The following is a 16355-nucleotide window of genomic DNA, read 5'->3' as shown; positions in this document are numbered from 1 at the left end:
AAATGCTCCGATCTTGATCGGCAAGTGCCACTGACTGCATCTTTCGTCCTCCGCTGGAGAGTCCTGCCCTTGCTATCCCGATGCCCGGTCAGCGCAGGCCTTCGCAGAAGCTCGCGATCCGCCGGCAGCCTTCCTTCAGCGATTCGGTATCGGTCGCGTAGGAGATTCGGAAGTACGGGCTCATGCCATAGGCGCCGCCGGGCACGGCCGCGACATGCTGCTCTTCCAGCAGCGCCGAGATGAAGTCGGCATCGGTTTCCAGCCGCCGCCCGGCCTTCGTGGTCTTGCCGATGCAACCGGCGATGTTCGGAAACACGTAGAAGGCCCCTTGGGGCTTGTGGCAGGTGATGCCGGGGATCTGATTGAGCAGCCTGACCACCAGGTCGCGCCGGTCGCGATAGATGTCCGCGCGCTCCTTCAGGAAATCCTGCGGACCATCCAGGACCGCGACCGCGGCCGCCTGGCTCACGGTGCAGATTCCGCCGGTCGCCTGACCGTGGACATTGTTCATGGCCGCGATCAGGTCCTTGGGACCGCCGCAATAGCCGACCCGCCAGCCTGTCATGGCGTAGGCCTTGGACGCGCCGTTCACGGTCACGACGCGGTTCTTCAACTTCGGTTCGACCTCCGCGATGGTGCAGAACTCGAAACCGTCATAGGTGAGGTGTTCGTAGATGTCGTCGGTGAGAATCCAGACGTCGGGATACTTCAGCATGACGTCGGCGATCGCGCGCATCTCGGCGCGCGTGCACGCCGCGCCGGTCGGATTGTTGGGAAAATTCAGGATCAGCCACTTCGTCCGCGGCGTGATCGCCGCATCCAGGTCAGCCGGGCGGAGCTTGAACTGGTTGTTCTCCGGGCACGGCACGGCGACGGGCGTCGCCTCCGCAAGAAGAACGATGTCGGCATAGGTGATCCAGCCCGGCGCCGGAATGACGACCTCGTCGCCGGGATTGCAGGTGGCGAACAGCGCATTGAAGATGATCTGCTTGCCGCCATTGGCGATCAGGATCTCGTCGAGGGCGTAGTCGAGATTGTTCTCCCGCTTGAACTTGCGCTGCACCGCGGTCCTCAGCGCGACGGTGCCGGGCTGTGCGGGATATTTGGTATCGCCCGCAAGCGCGGCCCGATGCGCGGCCTCGATCGCGTGCGGCGGCGTCGGAAAGTCCGGCTCGCCGGACGACAGGCCGACGATCTTGACGCCTGCGTCCCGGAGCTCGCGCGCCTTGTCCGTCATCGCCGCCGAGGCCGACACCTTGACGGTCTTGAGGCGGTTTGCGAGTTCAGGCATTGTCAGCTCCACTTCTCGTGTCTTTCAAACGTGCGGCCCCGGATCGGCTCGCGAATCGTAGTTCGCCGACGACCTGGAACGTGGGGACGATTTCGATCATCGCGACGTTCATCCGGGCCGGAGATCCCACCGCGAACGCAATGGCATCGGCGATGTCCTCGGACTGAAGCGTTTCGAAGCCGCCGACGAAGCGGGCATCCGGATTGTCGGCGGCATTCTGGTTCTGGAAGATGCTCGTCGCCACGCGCCCGGGCGAGACTTCGGTGACGCGAACGCAGGTCCCGTAGAGATCGACGCGCAACTGCTGCGACAGCGAATGGATGCCCGCCTTCGTCGCGTGATAGGCCACGGAGGAATTGAATGTCGTCGCGTTCTCGCCGAAGGCGTAGTGGCCGGCAATCGACGAGATATTGACCACGTGGCCGCGATTGCGGCTTGCCATGCCAGGCACGATCAGCCGCGTCAGGTGCAGGACCGCGCGCAGATTGACGTCGACCAGGGTGTCGACATCATCAGGTGCGGTATCCAGGATGTTGCCGCGTCGCGACTGGCCGGCATTGTTGACGAGAACGTCGAATGCGGCCGAAGCCGCAAGCCGCGTCAACGCTTCGAGATCGTTCACATCGACGCTACACACGCGGCATCCGGTCTCGGCCGACAGGCTTGCCAGCCGGCGGACATCGCGCCCCAGCGCGTGAACCTCCAGCCCCTCCGCGCGGAGGCGCCGAACCGTCGCAGCCCCGATGCCCGAGGACGCGCCAGTCACCAACGCCGTTCGATAGTCCGAAAATCCCATCCGCAGGGTTCTTTTGCAGTCAGGCAAAGCTGCGGAAAGCTACGTGCGGAGGCCGAGGCGCGCATAGAGCGGATTTGTTCTGCCCTCATAAGGACATCCAATATCCCGGCCGAAGCCGCCGGCTCGCGAGCCATAAGCACGCCCGATGCCGGCAGAGTGAATTTCTGTTACTCGTCGTCACGCGCGTCCCCTTACATTTCGCGATGCGCTTGGCTCACCGGTAGGAGACGGACTGGGATGTTGGAAGTCGGCAATCGGATCGTCATGGTCTCTGGGGCTTCGCGCGGCATCGGACGCGCCGTCGTCGATCGGCTCCTGGCGGCGGGCTTCCGCGTATCGGCGGGGCTTCGCGACCCGAGCCGGCTCGCGGAGAGCGAGAGGCTCATGACGCATCGCTACGACGCGGAAGACGCCAAGAGCCCGACCGCGTGGGTGAACGCGACGATCGCAAAGTGGGGCGGCGTCGATGCCATCGTCAACGCCGCCGGAATCAATCCGAAAGTTCGCGTCTCCGACGAGGGCGAAAGCGAGCTCGACGACATGTGGCGCGTGAACGTCAAGGGTCCCCTCCGCCTCGTCAGAGCCACCCTGCCCCATCTGGCCGTCTGCGGTCATGGACGGGTCATCAATCTGGGGTCGCTCTCGGGAAAGCGCGTGGGAAGCAATGTCGGCTACGCGATGACCAAGTTCGCCGTGGTCGCCCTCACCCACGGCATCCGCCGCGAAGGGCGCGCGGCGGGCATTCGCGCAACAGTGATCTGCCCGGGCTACGTCGCCACCGACATGACGCTGAACGACGACGAGATCCCCCGTCACGAGATGAGCCAGCCGGGCGACATCGCCGGCCTGGTCGAGACCGCGCTCATGCTGCCGAACAACGCCTCGGTCTCCGAGATGCTGGTGCACTGCCAGTTCGAGCCGATGCTGTGACCTCGCCGGCCGGCCCTGCGAAAGATCCGGAGCGCGCGTTTCGAGCGACACCGGCGAAGCGGCAGCGTGACGCAGAGCTGTGCGGCAGCTCCCGGGCCGGGCCGGTTTCGCCGGATCCTTAAGGCTGGGCGGAAGCGCTGGCTGGGGCGGGAGGGATCGAACCTCCGAATGGCGGAATCAAAATCCGCTGCCTTACCGCTTGGCTACGCCCCAACAGGCGACCCGGGGCCGGCGGAAGAACTGGCTGCCGCGGATTCCCTTCAGTCGCAGCCGGTCTATAGGGTGCGGCGCGGCATTTCAACCGCCTGGAGGGGCAAAATACCACAGCCCCCGGGATCGGCCACGCCACACTCCATATTATTGATTATTGGTCCGGACCGAGGCCTCCGTTCCCTGCCGGAGCCGTCCCGGCGTCCGGGCAGTTGAGACCTCCGGCGTTTCATGGGAATACGGCGCCAATATCCGTCCACGGGAGTGAGCCATGACCTACCGCGCGCCGATCTCTGACATGCTGCTGTCGCTCAATCATGGCGCCGGCCTCAAGGCCGCCATGGAAGCCGGCCATTATGGCGATTTCGACGCAGACGTCGTCGCCGCGGTGCTGGAAGAGGCCGGCAAGTTCGCAACCGACGTGCTGGCGCCGCTGAACAAGGTCGGCGACGAGCACGGCATCAAGCTCAGCGACGGCAAGGTCACGACCGCGCCGGGCTGGCCGGATGCCTACAAGCGCTGGACCGAGGGCGGCTGGAACGCGGTCTCGGGGCCTGAGGATTTCGGCGGCCAGGGTCTGCCGATTGCGATCAACGCCGCCTGCACCGAGATCTGGAGCGCGTCCAACGTCGCCTTCGGGCTCTGCCCCCTGCTCACGGCCTCTGCGATCGAGGCGCTGGATGCCCATGGCAGCGACGAGTTGAAGACGATCTATCTCGAAAAGCTCGTCTCCGGCGAATGGACCGGCACGATGCAGCTCACCGAGCCGCAGGCCGGCTCCGACGTCGGCGCGCTGCGCACCCGCGCCGAAAAGCAGGCCGACGGCACCTATCGCATCAAGGGGACGAAGATCTTCATCACCTATGGCGAGCACGACATGACCGACAACATCGTGCATTTCGTGCTGGCGCGGCTGCCGGACGCGCCCGCCGGCACCAAGGGGATCTCGCTCTTTCTCGTGCCGAAGTTCATGGTCAATGCCGACGGCTCGCTGGGGCAGCGCAACGACATTTTCGCCAGCGGCGTCGAGCACAAGCTCGGCATGCACGCCTCGCCGACCTGCACCATGACCATGGGCGATCATGGCGGCGCCATCGGCTTTCTGATCGGCGAAGAGAACCAGGGCATGCGCTGCATGTTCACGATGATGAACCAGGCCCGCCTCGGCGTCGGTCTCGAAGGCGTCGGCGTCGCCGATCGCGCCTATCAGCAGGCGTTGTCCTATGCGCAGGAGCGCAAGCAGGGCCGCGCCGTCGGCAAGAAGGGCGACGGCTCGGACGCGATCTTCGTCCATCCCGACGTCAAGCGCATGCTGATGCGGATGCGGGCGCAGACCGCGGCGGCGCGCACCATCTGCTATGCGACCGCAGTCGCAATCGACGTCTCGACGCGCGCCAAGGATCCGAAGGTCCGCGCTGACGCAGCCGCGCGTGCGGCGCTGTTGACGCCGATGGCCAAGGCCTATTCCACCGATGTCGGCAACGAGGTCGCCTATCTCGGCGTGCAGGTGCATGGCGGCATGGGCTTCATCGAGGAGACCGGCGCCGCGCAGCATTACCGCGACGCGCGCATCACCGCGATCTACGAGGGCACCAACGGCATCCAGGCAATCGACCTCGTGACGCGCAAGCTCGCGGCGAATGGCGGCGCTGCGGTGTGGGCGCTGCTCGACGAACTCGCCGCGATCGTCAAGCAGGTCGAAACCTCCAACGATCCTGCGTTCGGCACCACGGGCGCAAAGCTGCGTGAGGCGCTGGAGGCGCTGACGCGCACCAGCAAGTGGCTGCTCGAGCGCGTCACGTCCGCACCGAACGAGGCGCTTGCCGGCGCGACGCCTTATCTCCAGCAGTTCGGCGCCACGCTCGGCGGCTGCATGCTGGCCTCCGAGGCGCTGGCGGCGAAGGGCGACGGCCTTGCCGATGCGCCGCGCTACGTCTCGCTCGCGCGCTTCTTCGCCGAGAACATCACGGTGCAGGCGAGCGCGCTGGAGCGCACCGTGACGGAAAGTGCGGAGTCGGTCGCGGCGGCGGACGCGGTGCTGCTGGGCTGACTGCCGGTCTCGTCATCCTGAGGTGCGAGGCTTGCGATGCGAGGCATCGTGAGGTGAGCCTCGAAGGATGAACGTCCAGGATACAGCCGGGCCGTCGCCCTTCGAGGGCCGCTGAAGAAGCGGCCACCTCAGGGTGACGGTGATAGAGTGTGCGAATCTTCCAGCCTTTTCCCCGGCCGCCACAGCACGATGCCCGCAGCCACCAGATCCAGCACCACGCACATCGCGAACGCCGCCGTGTAATTGCCGGTGAAACTCCGCACGAGGCCGACGATGCCGGGGCCGAAGGCGCTGACGATACCGCTGATCGAGGTCCCCAGGCCCATCGCCGCGGCGAAGGCGGCGGAGCCGATCTCGCGCTGGATGATCAGAGGCGGGAACGTGATCATGTTGCCGATCGAGAAACCGTAGACGGCACAGCACACCAGCAGCACGGTCGGGCTGGTGCTCTGCACGAGCACGAACAACGCCGCCGCCTGGCTCGTCATCGACGCCGCGCAGGCGAGCCGCGGATCGAGCCGGTCGACGAACAGGCCGAGCGACAGGCGCCCGACCACCGCCATCGCGGCCATGACGGTGACGGCAAGACCGGCGCTGGCGCGCCCGATCAGCGGTTCGAGGAACGTCACCTGGTGGATGATGAATCCCATCTGCGCCAGGAGCGCGATCGCGATCGGCAGCACCATGGTCCAGAACGCAGCATTGGCGAGCAGCGTCTTGCGGGAATGAGCCGGCGCGGCCGTGCCGCCGGCGGAGCGTCCACCGGGTGCCAGCGGCGTCCCGGCCGGCCAGCCCGTGAAGACGACCACCACCGGCAGCACCAGCACCACCATCACGATCGTGGCCGCCAGCATGGCGAAGCGGAAGCCGATGCTGCCGGACAGCGACAGCAGCAACGGAACGAGGACGATGCCGCCACAGGTCGCGCCGTTGAAGGCAAGACTGAGCGCAAGCCCGCGGCGCCGCTCGAACCAGGAGTTCAGGACCGTCGCGATCACCACGGTGCCCATGCCGGTCCAGCCGACCGCCATCAGCGCGTAGGCGAGATAGAGCTGCCAGGGCGTCTGCATCAGCGCCAGCAGCACCGTCGATGCGCCCAGCGCCGACAGGCCGCACAGGATCAGTGAACGCAGCCCGATACGAGCGAGCAGATCGTCGGTGAAGATGACGAGCACGGAGGTCAGGAGAAACGAGAAGGTGCTGGCCGCGGACACCAGCGTGCCGGGCCAGCCATGGGCGCGCTGAAGCTCGGCGAGATAGACGCCCTGGCCGTAAAGGCCGAAGCCGAACATGAAGAACGCCATCAGGAAACAGGCCAGCACGACACGCCAGCCGCGATAATGCACCGAGGATTCGTCGACACCAGTTGCGGCAATCATCAATCGAGCAATCGGCCAAATGGAACACGAACGGTATGATCGTGCACCACAACCACCGGTTTTTCAAATGAAACATTGTAGCCATTTGTTGCGGCGCGCAACGGCGCATGACGAACAACGCCGCTGCGCCATGCTGCGCGTCACAGTTCCCTGGACCGAATACCGCCGCAGCCGGCGCGACATGCGCCAGGAGCAGCGGAATCGTCGTCGAAAAGGTTGAGCTGGCGGATTGGCACGCCCGCAAGATGATGTAGGCTGATGCTCGCGAGACTCGCCGGCGGCAAGCGGCGCGGCGACCGCAGGGGGACATCATGCCGAATGGCAACATCGTCGTCGCCGAAGAGCGTGGAACGCGCGTCATCACCCTGCGCCGCCCGGGCAAGAAGAACGCGATCACGCAGGACATGTATCGGGAGATGAGCCGCGCGATCGACACCGCGCAGAACAACCCGGACATTCGCTGCATGATCATCACCGGCGGCTCCGGCGTGTTCACCGCCGGCGACGACATCGACGATTTTCTGAAGGCCGACACGGCGCGGCCGGAGACGCTGTCGAACGGCGCCAGGTTTCTCTATTCGCTCGCGCTCAACACCAAGCCGATCATCGCAGCCGTGGACGGCGCGTCGATCGGCATGGGCACCGTGATGCTGTTCCATTGCGACTATGTGCTCGCTTCGAACGCGGCGACCTTCTCCGCACCCTATATCCATCTCGGGCTGGTGCCGGTCGGCGCCGCCAGCTTCTTGATGCCGAGCACGATGGGCTACCAGCGCGCCTTCGCGATGCTGGTGATGGGGCGGACCTTCACTGCCGCGGAGGCGCACGCTGCCGGCTTCGTCAACACCGTGGTCTCGCCGGGACATACCGAGGTCGAGGCGCGCAAGGTGGCGCGCGATATCTGCCGGCTGCCCGCCGAGGCGGTCGCGACCTCGCGCAAGCTGCTGCGTGCCCCGCCGGAGGAACTGACCCGCCGCATCGACCAGGAAGCCCATCTGTTCGGCGAGCGCTTGAAGTCGGACGACGCCGTAGCTGCCTTCAATGCGTTCGCGAACCGGAAGAGGCGGTAGGGCGCACTTTCCCTCCACAAGTCCGGAATCGTAGGATGGGCAAAGGCGCAACTGCGCCGTGCCCACCGTCTCGATGACAGCGAAAGACGTGGGCACGCTCCGCTTTGCCCACCCTACGATACTGTGGCCGGGGATAGAATCCTCGTCCTACCGCAACACGTTCAGGACAATGCTTCGTGAAATCTTCGCGCCGAACGACTAGTCTTGCCTCCATGCGATACCGATCCATCCTTGCCGCTCTCGCGCTGACCTGCGCCCTCCCCGCCGCTGCCCAGACCGCCGCGCCCGTCGAGCTGCGCATCCTTGCGATCAACGACTTCCACGGCAATCTGCGGCCGCCGCCCGGCGGCATCCGCATCAACGATCCCGAAGATCGAGCCAAGAAGGTCATGGTTGCCGCGGGCGGCGCCGAATACATGGCGACGCTGGTCAAGCAGCTGCGCGAAGGGCACAAGAACACGATCTTCGTTGCCGCCGGCGATTTGATCGGCGCGAGCCCGTTCTTGTCGGCGATGTTTCACGACGAGCCGTCGGTCGAGGCGCTCTCGATGATGGGGCTCGCGATCACCTCGGTCGGCAATCACGAGTTCGACGAGGGCAAGGCCGAGCTGCTCAGGATGCAGAACGGCGGCTGCCATCCGGTCGACGGCTGCCAGGGACCGCATCCCTTCACGGGCGCCAAATTCCGCTATCTCGCCGCCTCCACCGTGGAGACCGCGACCGGCAAGAGCGTGCTGCCGCCCTACGAGATCAGAGAGTTTGAGGGCATCCCAGTCGCCTTCATCGGACTGACCCTGAAGGAGACCGTGGGCATCGTCTCGCCATCCGGCATTGCCGGGCTCGAATTCCGCGACGAAGCCGACACGGTGAACGCACTCGTGCCACAACTGAAGGCGCGTGGCGTCGAGGCGATCGTGGTGCTGATCCACCAGGGCGGCGAGCCCTCAGGCGACTACAATGAATGCCCTGCCATCACAGGGCCCATCGTCGATATCGTCAGGAAATTCGACCGCGCCGTCGACGTCGTCGTCAGCGGCCACACCCACCGTGCCTATGTTTGCCAAGTCGACGGCCGGCTCGTCACCAGCGGCGACAAATACGGCACCCTGGTCACGGCGATCGATCTCAAGCTCGATCCTGTAACCCGCGACATCGTCAGCGCCAAGGCGGAGAACGTCATCGTCGCCAACGCCTCGCTCGCCAGGGATCCCGAGCAGACCGCGCTGATCGAGGCCTACGACAAGCTGTCGGCGCCGATCGCCAACCGGCCGGCCGGATCGGTGACGCAGACGCTGTCACGCATTCCGAACGAGGCCGGCGAAAGCGCGCTCGGCGACGTCATCGCGGACGCGCAACTTGCCGCGACCAAGGACACCAGGGATGGCAGCGCTGTCATCGCATTCACCAATCCCGGCGGCATCCGCACCGATATCGTACCGAAAGAGAACGGCGCGGTGTCCTTCGGCGAGCTGTTCGCGAGCCAGCCGTTCCGCAACCGCCTCGTCACCATGACGCTGACGGGCAGCCAGCTCAAGGACATGCTGGAACAGCAATGGCTCGATCCGAAGCGGCCGCGAATCCTTCAGGTGTCGAACGGGTTCAGCTACACCTGGGATGCGTCGAAGCCGTTCGGCGAACGCGTGGCCGCCGAGAAGATGACGCTCAATGGCAGGCCGATCGAACCTGGCAGCGGCTACCGCGTCACGGTCAACGATTACCTCGCCGTCGGCGGCGACGGTTTTACCGTCGCCAAACAGGGCACGGCGCCGCAATATGGCGGCTACGATGCGGACGCGTTGTTCGCGTTCTTCCGGGCACACGGGCCGATCGGCCCGCTGCCGCTGAGTCGCATCCTGCGCGTGAATTGATCCGGATCAAACGGTCCGGAACGGGACAACCCTTTGCCATTCCCGGTGGAGGGCATAGATTGGATTTGCATTGCGTTTTGGCGCCGGATGCGCCAAGCGACGTCAAGAGCCCGTTCCCCAGTGAGCCCGACCTGATGAGCACGCTTCTCCTCTCCCACAAGGCCTGCCTCGACCACGTCACGCCGCCGGGACATCCTGAAAGGCCCGACCGCCTGCGCGCGGTGGAGGAAGCGCTGTCGCACGAGCGTTTCCAGTTCCTGGTCCGCGACCAGGCGCCGGAGGGCGATCTCGATCTCGTGACGCTGTGCCACAACGAGGATTACGTTACCGAGCTGCGCCACGTCGCGCCGACCAGCGGCCTCGTCTATATCGACGGCGACACTTCGATGTCGCCGGGCACGTGGGAAGCGGTGATGCGCGGCGTCGGCGGCGCGGTGGCGGCGACCGAAGCGGTGATGAATGGCGAACACCGCAACGCCTTCGTCGCGGTGCGCCCGCCCGGTCATCATGCCGAGATCGGCAAGCCGATGGGCTTCTGCTTCTTCGACAATGTCGCGATCGCCGCGCGCCATGCGCAGCGCAAATACGGCATCCAGCGCGCGGCCATCGTCGATTTCGACGTGCATCACGGCAACGGCACGCAGGACATCTTCTGGTCGGACCCGACGGTGATGTACTGCTCGACACACCAGATGCCGCTGTTTCCGGGCACTGGCGCGAAGGGCGAGCGCGGCGACCACGACACCATCGTCAACGCGCCGCTGGCATCCGAAGACGGCGGCCCCGAATTCCGCTCCGCGTTCGAGAACCTGATTCTTCCGCAGCTCGAAAAATTCAGCCCCGAGCTCCTCATCGTCTCTGCGGGCTTCGATGCACACTACCGCGACCCGCTGGCCTCGCTGAATTTGCGCGCAGAGGATTATGCTTGGGTGACGCGCAAGCTGATGGACCTTGCCGACAAGACCGCGGGCGGCCGCGTTGTTTCAGTGCTCGAGGGCGGCTATGACCTGCAAGGACTGAAAGAATCTGTTACGGCGCATGTCGGCGCCTTGATGGGCGCTTAGACGGACCCGCCACATTAAGCCCGCAAAACGCTGCTTTCTCTGACGTGAAGCGAATCGGGCAATCGGAAACGGATATGGCCGAAAATACCCAAGTCGACGTCTCCAGGCTCACCTTCGAGCGCGCGATCGAGGAACTCGAGACGATCGTGAAGCGGCTCGAGGACGGCAAGGTGCCGCTCGAGGAATCCGTGACGATCTACGAGCGCGGCGAAGCGCTGAAGCGCCGCTGCGAGGAATTGCTGCGCCAGGCCGAAGCGCGCGTCGACAAGATCACCACCGATGCCAGTGGCCAGGCCACTGGAACCGCGCCGCTCGACGTCCAGTAGGGGACGACCACCGAAGCCCCTTTCGGGCATCGGACGCCTGCAATTTTTCATGATCGCATGCTGCTGCGTGTGCCCATGGGCGCGAGTGGCCGCGCAGAGATCCCAAGAGTTCCCTCGCTGAAGCCGTTCGGCCCCGGGAATCGAGCGGAAATAGCCTTCCTCCGGCCCAAAATCCTGCCGAGGAACCAGGCAAGCCGGGAACCTCCCCGCCGGCGCTAGGGTTAACCAATCTGGCCCGCCGGTTGCAGCTGCATGCCCGTAATCGGCCCAGCGGGTTGGCTTTGGCCCAAGCTTTGGTGTAAAGCTGCGCGGAGTGTGGCTTTTTGTTAGCCTTGCGTGGGCATCGATTACCAACGACAAGCGCTTCAAATTGCTAATGAAATTGGCTGGGACGGACGAAGCCGATCTAAGTGACAGGGATCACATAGACTGAACCGGAGCGCACTTAAGCTCACCTAAGCTTGAAGACGGGGCCTGGCCCCATGCAGGTGGCTCCGACGGTTTAAGGACTCGCGCTGCGCCGATATTGTGCAAACCCATCGCGCACCGGAACGACCTTCCGGCGCTGACAAATTGGAAATCGCCGTGAACGCATACAGTAAGACGCCGCTTCTCGACACCATCCGGACGCCGGAAGATCTGCGCAAGCTCAAGATCGAGCAGGTTCGCCAGGTCGCCGACGAGTTGCGGCAGGAGACCATCGATGCCGTCTCGGTGACCGGCGGTCACTTCGGCGCGGGCCTCGGCGTGGTCGAGCTCACCACTGCGATCCATTACGTCTTCGACACGCCGCGCGACCGGCTGATCTGGGACGTCGGCCACCAGGCCTATCCGCACAAGATCCTCACCGGACGGCGCGACCGCATCCGCACCCTGCGCACCGGCGGCGGCCTGTCCGGCTTCACCAAGCGCAGCGAGAGCGATTACGATCCGTTCGGCGCGGCGCATTCCTCGACCTCGATCTCCGCCGGCCTCGGCATGGCCGTGGCGCGCGACCTGTCCGGCGGCAAGAACAACGTTATCGCCGTGATCGGTGACGGCGCGATGTCGGCGGGCATGGCCTATGAGGCCATGAACAACGCGGGTGCGATGAACTCGCGCCTGATCGTCATCCTCAACGACAACGACATGTCGATCGCGCCGCCGGTCGGCGCCATGAGCGCCTATCTGTCGCGCCTGTATTCCGGCAAGACCTATCGCACGCTGCGTGAGGCGGCCAAGCAGATCAACAAGCGGCTGCCAAAAATCCTCGCCAACCGCGCCAATCGCGTCGAGGAATATTCCCGCGGCTTCATGATGGACGGCGGCACGCTGTTCGAGGAGCTCGGCTTCTACTATGTCGGCCCGATCGACGGTCATAACCTCGATCACCTCCTGCCCGTGCTGAAGAACGTGCGCGACATGGAGGAAGGTCCGATCCTGGTCCACGTCGTGACGCAGAAGGGCAAGGGTTACGGCCCGGCGGAAGCCTCCGCCGACAAGTACCACGCCGTCGTCAAGTTCGACGTCGCGACCGGCACGCAAGCCAAGGCCAAGCCGAACGCGCCGGCCTACCAGAACGTGTTCGGCCAGAGCCTCGTCAAGGAAGCGCAGAAGGACGAGAAGATCGTCGCCATCACCGCGGCGATGCCGTCCGGCACCGGCGTCGACATCTTCAACAAGGCGTTCCCGGACCGCACCTTCGACGTCGGCATCGCCGAACAGCACGCGGTGACCTTTGCCGCAGGTCTGGCGAGCGAAGGCTACAAGCCGTTCTGCGCGATCTACTCGACCTTCCTCCAGCGCGGCTACGACCAGATCGTGCACGACGTCGCGATCCAGAACCTGCCCGTTCGCTTCGCGATCGACCGCGCCGGCCTCGTCGGCGCCGACGGCGCGACGCATGCCGGCTCGTTCGACAACGCCTATCTCGGCTGTCTGCCCAACATGGTGATCATGGCGGCGGCCGACGAGGCCGAGCTCGTGCACATGGTGGCGACCCAGGTCGCGATCGACGACCGTCCGAGCTCGCTGCGCTATCCGCGCGGCGAAGGCCGCGGCATCGAGATGCCCGAGGTCGGCATTCCGCTCGAGATCGGCAAGGGCCGGATGATCCGCCAGGGCAGCAAGATCGCCCTGCTCTCGTTCGGCACGCGTCTCGCCGAATGCGAGAAGGCGGCCGACGAGCTCGCCGCGCACGGCCTTTCGACCACGATCGCGGACGCGCGCTTCATGAAGCCGCTGGATACCGAGCTGGTGCTCAAGCTCGCCCGCGACCACGAGATCCTGATCACGATCGAGGAAGGCTCGGTCGGCGGCTTCGGCTCGCATGTCGCGCAGTTCCTGACCGATCAGGGCGCGCTCGACAGCGGCATGGTCAAGTTCCGCACGATGGTGCTCCCCGACGTGTTCCAGGACCACGACACGCCGGCCGCGATGTACGCCCGCGCCGGTCTCGACGCCAAGGGCATCGTCGCCAAGGTGTTCGAAGCGCTCGGCAAGGACGTGAAGACCGAGACGGTCAAGCTGGCCTGATTGGGTTCACCTCTCCCGCTTGCGGGAGAGGTCGGATCGCGAAGGCGATCCGGGTGAGGGCTTTTTCCTCTCGGGGGTTCTCGCCTGTGGAGATACCCCTCCCCAACCCTCCCCCGCAAGCGGGAGAGGGAGCAGAGCACACAATGTGGCTCGCACCTTGATCCAAACTTTTCCGGCTTTGGCTCCATGAAGATCTATCTGGCAGGCCCCGACGTGTTCCTTCCGGACGCGGTCGAGATCGGCCGGCGCAAGGTCGATATCTGCGCTGCGCATGGGCTGACCGGCCTCTATCCTCTCGACAACGCCGTCGACCTCACCGCATCCGACACCTCGCGGCAGATCTTTTGCGCCAACGAGGCGATGATGGACGAGGCCGATGCCATCATCGCGAACCTGACGCCGTTCCGCGGCGCCGGCGCCGATCCCGGCACCGTCTACGAGCTCGGCTACATGGCCGGCCGCCGCAAGTTCTGCCTGGCCTATTCCAATGACGGCGCGGTCTATGCCGACCGGGTCGGCCGCTTCATGGACGTCACCTCCGAGGACGGGCGGCTGGTCGATGCGCAGGGCCTGACGGTCGAGGATTTTGGGCTCGTCGACAACCTCATGATGATCCATGCGCTGGAGCTGCACGGCTGCCCGCTGGTAACCCCGGTCACGATGCCCATCGACGTCTGGCATGACCTTGCCGCGTTCGAGACTTGCGTCCGGACGGCGGCCGCGCGATTGATCGCTAAGTAAGCGCATCAGTCGCTCCCGGAGAAATTATGTCCCCTGCCCGCAAGCGCGCAGATGTTCTGCTGGTCGAGCGCGGCCTGTTCGAAAGCCGGGCGCGGGCGCGCGCGGCCATCGAGGCCGGCCTCGTCACCGCCAACGACAAGCCCGTGGCAAAATCGTCGGAGACCATCGCCGAGGACGCGGTGATCCAGGCCGAGCCCGCGCACCCCTATGTCTCGCGCGGCGGCGTCAAGCTCGCCGGCGCGCTGGAGCGCTACCCGATCGACATCGAGGATCATGTCTGCCTCGACGTCGGCGCCTCCACCGGCGGTTTCACCGAGGTGCTGCTGGCCAATGGCGCGAGCCTGGTATTCGCCATCGATGTCGGCACCAGCCAGTTGCACCCCTCGCTACGCGGTCATCCAAAGATCGTGTCGATGGAGGAGACCGACATTCGCGCCTATGACGGCAAGCGCCTGCCGGCGCGGCCCGACGTCGTCGTCATCGACGTCAGCTTCATCTCGCTGAAATCGGTGCTGCCTGTGGCACTGTCGCTGGCGGCCGCCCCGACGAGCCTGCTGGCGCTGATCAAGCCGCAATTCGAAGCCGAGCGGAAGCATAACAAGAAAGGCATCATCCGCGACGCCGCCGTGCACCAGGAGATCTGCGACGACATCGCGACGTTCGCGGCTTCGCTCGGCTGCACCGACATCGAGGTGTTCCCCTCGCCGATCACCGGCGGCGACGGCAATATCGAATTCTTCCTGGGCGCGCGCCGTGGTTGAGCGCCTGACGATCGATCACGTCGGCCATCGCGGCGACGGTGTCGCACTCGACGCTGGCGATGCGATCTACGTGCCCTATACGCTTCGAGGCGAGACCGTCGAGGTCGACCATGTCGTGGGAAACCATCCCGACCGCCGCAAGCTGCTCGCGATCGATGTCGCAAGCCCCGAGCGCGTCGCGCCGTTCTGTCCGCATTTCGGCGTCTGTGGCGGCTGCGCGATCCAGCACTGGGCAACCGAACCGTATCACGCCTGGAAGCGCGGCATCGTGGTCGAGACGCTGGCGCAGGCCGGCATCGATTGCGCGGTGGCACCGCTGGTCGATGCCCATGGCGTGGGACGCCGGCGCGTCACGCTGCATGGCCGCTTCGGCACGCATGACATCCTCAAGGTCGGCTTCTCGGCGGCGAGTTCGCACGACGTGATCCCGATCCATCGCTGCCCGATCCTCGATCCCGCGCTCGACGGCGCGCTCGATGCCGCCTGGGCGCTGGCCGAGCCGCTCACGTCCAAAATGCCGGTGACGAAGCCGCTGGATATCCAGGTCACCGCGACGACCAACGGCCTCGATGTCGACGTGCGCGGCTCCGGCCCGCTGCCGACGCCGCTCGTCACGGCGCTGTCGCGCGTTGCCGAGCAGCATCGCCTGGCGCGGCTGACGCGGCATGGCGAGCTGGTGCTGCAACGCCTGCCGCCGACGGTGAAGATGGGCCGCGCTGAAGTCACGCTACCGCCGGGCTCGTTCTTGCAGGCGACGGTGGCGGGCGAAGAGACGCTGGCGTCTCTCGTCGCGGAGCGTATCGGCAAGGCCAAAGAGGTTCTCGACCTCTTCTGCGGCGTCGGGCCGTTCGCGCTGCGGCTCGCGGAGAAGGCGCGCGTCACCGCCTATGACAACGACGCCGGCGCAGTCGCTGCGCTGGCAAAAGCCGCGCGCACGCCGGGGCTCAAGCCGATCAAGACCGAGCCCCGCGACCTGTTCCGCCGCCCCCTGGTGCCGCAGGAGCTGCGCGACTTCGACGCCGTGGTGTTCGATCCGCCGCGCCAGGGCGCGCAGGCCCAGGCGCTAAAACTCGCCGCAGCCAAGGTGCCCGTCATCGTCGCGGTCTCCTGCAACGTCGCAACCTTTGCCCGCGACGCACGGCTGCTGATCGATGGCGGCTACAGGATCGAGACCGTGGTGCCGGTCGACCAGTTCCGCCACACGCCGCATGTCGAGCTGGTGGCGCGGTTTGTAAGGTAGCCGCGAGCCTCAAGGGACGGCTGCAGCGGGCTCCTCACCGAATTGATCCGGAGCCGATCCGAACCTTGATACCGGTCAACCGCCCGAGCGTCCGGCAGCGCTAGAAGCAGCGCGC

Annotated in this window: 13 protein-coding genes and 1 tRNA gene; 10 read left to right on the top strand and 4 right to left on the bottom strand. The window is 65.6% G+C overall.

Features of this window, described 5'->3' with window-relative positions; all coding sequences use genetic code 11:
- Positions 1–88 precede the first annotated feature (88 nt).
- Positions 89–1291, bottom strand: coding sequence for a pyridoxal phosphate-dependent aminotransferase (locus AC1RUR_RS16020; RefSeq protein WP_492845576.1), 1203 nt, complete (start codon positions 1289–1291; stop codon positions 89–91).
- Positions 1284–2087 carry an SDR family oxidoreductase gene (locus tag AC1RUR_RS16015; RefSeq protein ID WP_492845574.1) on the bottom strand — a complete coding sequence of 268 codons (804 nt, stop codon included), beginning with the start codon at positions 2085–2087 and terminating at the stop codon, positions 1284–1286. Before AC1RUR_RS16015 ends, AC1RUR_RS16020 begins: the two co-directional genes overlap by 8 nt.
- 237 nt (positions 2088–2324) lie before the next feature.
- Between AC1RUR_RS16015 and AC1RUR_RS16010 the strand changes: the two genes are divergently transcribed.
- Complete coding sequence (locus AC1RUR_RS16010; protein ID WP_492845573.1) at positions 2325–3017, top strand: SDR family NAD(P)-dependent oxidoreductase; 693 nt, start codon at positions 2325–2327, stop codon at positions 3015–3017.
- 138 nt (positions 3018–3155) lie between these two features.
- On the opposite strand, the gene AC1RUR_RS16005 is transcribed toward AC1RUR_RS16010, so the two are convergent.
- Positions 3156–3230 (bottom strand) — tRNA-Gln (locus AC1RUR_RS16005).
- Positions 3231–3498: 268 nt separating this feature from the next.
- Between AC1RUR_RS16005 and AC1RUR_RS16000 the strand changes: the two genes are divergently transcribed.
- A complete protein-coding gene (locus AC1RUR_RS16000; protein WP_492845571.1) occupies positions 3499–5277 on the top strand; it encodes an acyl-CoA dehydrogenase family protein in 1779 nt (592 codons plus the stop codon).
- Positions 5278–5405: 128 nt separating this feature from the next.
- Here AC1RUR_RS16000 and AC1RUR_RS15995 read toward each other — a convergent pair whose 3' ends face one another.
- Positions 5406–6656 carry an MFS transporter gene (locus tag AC1RUR_RS15995; protein WP_492845569.1) on the bottom strand — a complete coding sequence of 417 codons (1251 nt, stop codon included), beginning with the start codon at positions 6654–6656 and terminating at the stop codon, positions 5406–5408.
- Positions 6657–6967: 311 nt separating this feature from the next.
- Between AC1RUR_RS15995 and AC1RUR_RS15990 the strand changes: the two genes are divergently transcribed.
- The 8 genes from AC1RUR_RS15990 (at position 6968) to AC1RUR_RS15955 (ending at position 16240) form a co-directional block, all read left to right on the top strand.
- Positions 6968–7726, top strand: a complete 759-nt coding sequence (locus tag AC1RUR_RS15990) for an enoyl-CoA hydratase-related protein (protein WP_492845567.1) — start codon at positions 6968–6970, stop codon at positions 7724–7726.
- 212 nt (positions 7727–7938) lie between these two features.
- Complete coding sequence (locus AC1RUR_RS15985) at positions 7939–9594, top strand: bifunctional metallophosphatase/5'-nucleotidase (protein WP_492845565.1); 1656 nt, start codon at positions 7939–7941, stop codon at positions 9592–9594.
- Positions 9595–9728: 134 nt separating this feature from the next.
- Positions 9729–10658 carry a histone deacetylase family protein gene (locus tag AC1RUR_RS15980; protein ID WP_492845563.1) on the top strand — a complete coding sequence of 310 codons (930 nt, stop codon included), beginning with the start codon at positions 9729–9731 and terminating at the stop codon, positions 10656–10658.
- 74 nt (positions 10659–10732) lie between these two features.
- A complete protein-coding gene (locus AC1RUR_RS15975) occupies positions 10733–10984 on the top strand; it encodes an exodeoxyribonuclease VII small subunit (protein ID WP_008132970.1) in 252 nt (83 codons plus the stop codon).
- A gap of 585 nt (positions 10985–11569) precedes the next feature.
- On the top strand, positions 11570–13498 hold the full coding sequence (gene dxs, locus AC1RUR_RS15970; RefSeq protein WP_492845560.1) for a 1-deoxy-D-xylulose-5-phosphate synthase: 1929 nt from the start codon (positions 11570–11572) through the stop codon (positions 13496–13498).
- Positions 13499–13684: 186 nt separating this feature from the next.
- On the top strand, positions 13685–14239 hold the full coding sequence (locus AC1RUR_RS15965) for a nucleoside 2-deoxyribosyltransferase (protein ID WP_492845558.1): 555 nt from the start codon (positions 13685–13687) through the stop codon (positions 14237–14239).
- Positions 14240–14265: 26 nt separating this feature from the next.
- Positions 14266–15000 carry a TlyA family RNA methyltransferase gene (locus AC1RUR_RS15960; RefSeq protein WP_492845556.1) on the top strand — a complete coding sequence of 245 codons (735 nt, stop codon included), beginning with the start codon at positions 14266–14268 and terminating at the stop codon, positions 14998–15000.
- Positions 14993–16240: a class I SAM-dependent RNA methyltransferase gene (locus AC1RUR_RS15955; RefSeq protein WP_492845554.1), complete on the top strand. Its 1248-nt coding sequence runs from the start codon at positions 14993–14995 to the stop codon at positions 16238–16240. The genes AC1RUR_RS15960 and AC1RUR_RS15955 overlap by 8 nt, the downstream gene beginning before the upstream one ends.
- Positions 16241–16355 lie beyond the last annotated feature (115 nt).

The sequence above is a fragment of the Bradyrhizobium sp. GW821-FHT12B03 genome (assembly GCF_058807535.1).
Note: the sequence above shows the minus strand (reverse complement) of the source record. Positions and strands in the feature narration are given on the sequence as shown.

Coding starts and splice junctions, on each gene's coding strand:
- AC1RUR_RS16015 (WP_492845574.1), bottom strand. CDS start 2,087: ATGGGATTTTCGGACTATCGAACGGCGTTGGTGACTGGCGCGTCCTCG.
- AC1RUR_RS16000 (WP_492845571.1), top strand. CDS start 3,499: ATGACCTACCGCGCGCCGATCTCTGACATGCTGCTGTCGCTCAATCAT.
- AC1RUR_RS15960 (WP_492845556.1), top strand. CDS start 14,266: ATGTCCCCTGCCCGCAAGCGCGCAGATGTTCTGCTGGTCGAGCGCGGC.
- AC1RUR_RS15995 (WP_492845569.1), bottom strand. CDS start 6,656: ATGATTGCCGCAACTGGTGTCGACGAATCCTCGGTGCATTATCGCGGC.
- AC1RUR_RS15980 (WP_492845563.1), top strand. CDS start 9,729: ATGAGCACGCTTCTCCTCTCCCACAAGGCCTGCCTCGACCACGTCACG.
- AC1RUR_RS15965 (WP_492845558.1), top strand. CDS start 13,685: ATGAAGATCTATCTGGCAGGCCCCGACGTGTTCCTTCCGGACGCGGTC.
- AC1RUR_RS15985 (WP_492845565.1), top strand. CDS start 7,939: ATGCGATACCGATCCATCCTTGCCGCTCTCGCGCTGACCTGCGCCCTC.
- AC1RUR_RS16020 (WP_492845576.1), bottom strand. CDS start 1,291: ATGCCTGAACTCGCAAACCGCCTCAAGACCGTCAAGGTGTCGGCCTCG.
- AC1RUR_RS15990 (WP_492845567.1), top strand. CDS start 6,968: ATGCCGAATGGCAACATCGTCGTCGCCGAAGAGCGTGGAACGCGCGTC.
- AC1RUR_RS16010 (WP_492845573.1), top strand. CDS start 2,325: ATGTTGGAAGTCGGCAATCGGATCGTCATGGTCTCTGGGGCTTCGCGC.
- AC1RUR_RS15975 (WP_008132970.1), top strand. CDS start 10,733: ATGGCCGAAAATACCCAAGTCGACGTCTCCAGGCTCACCTTCGAGCGC.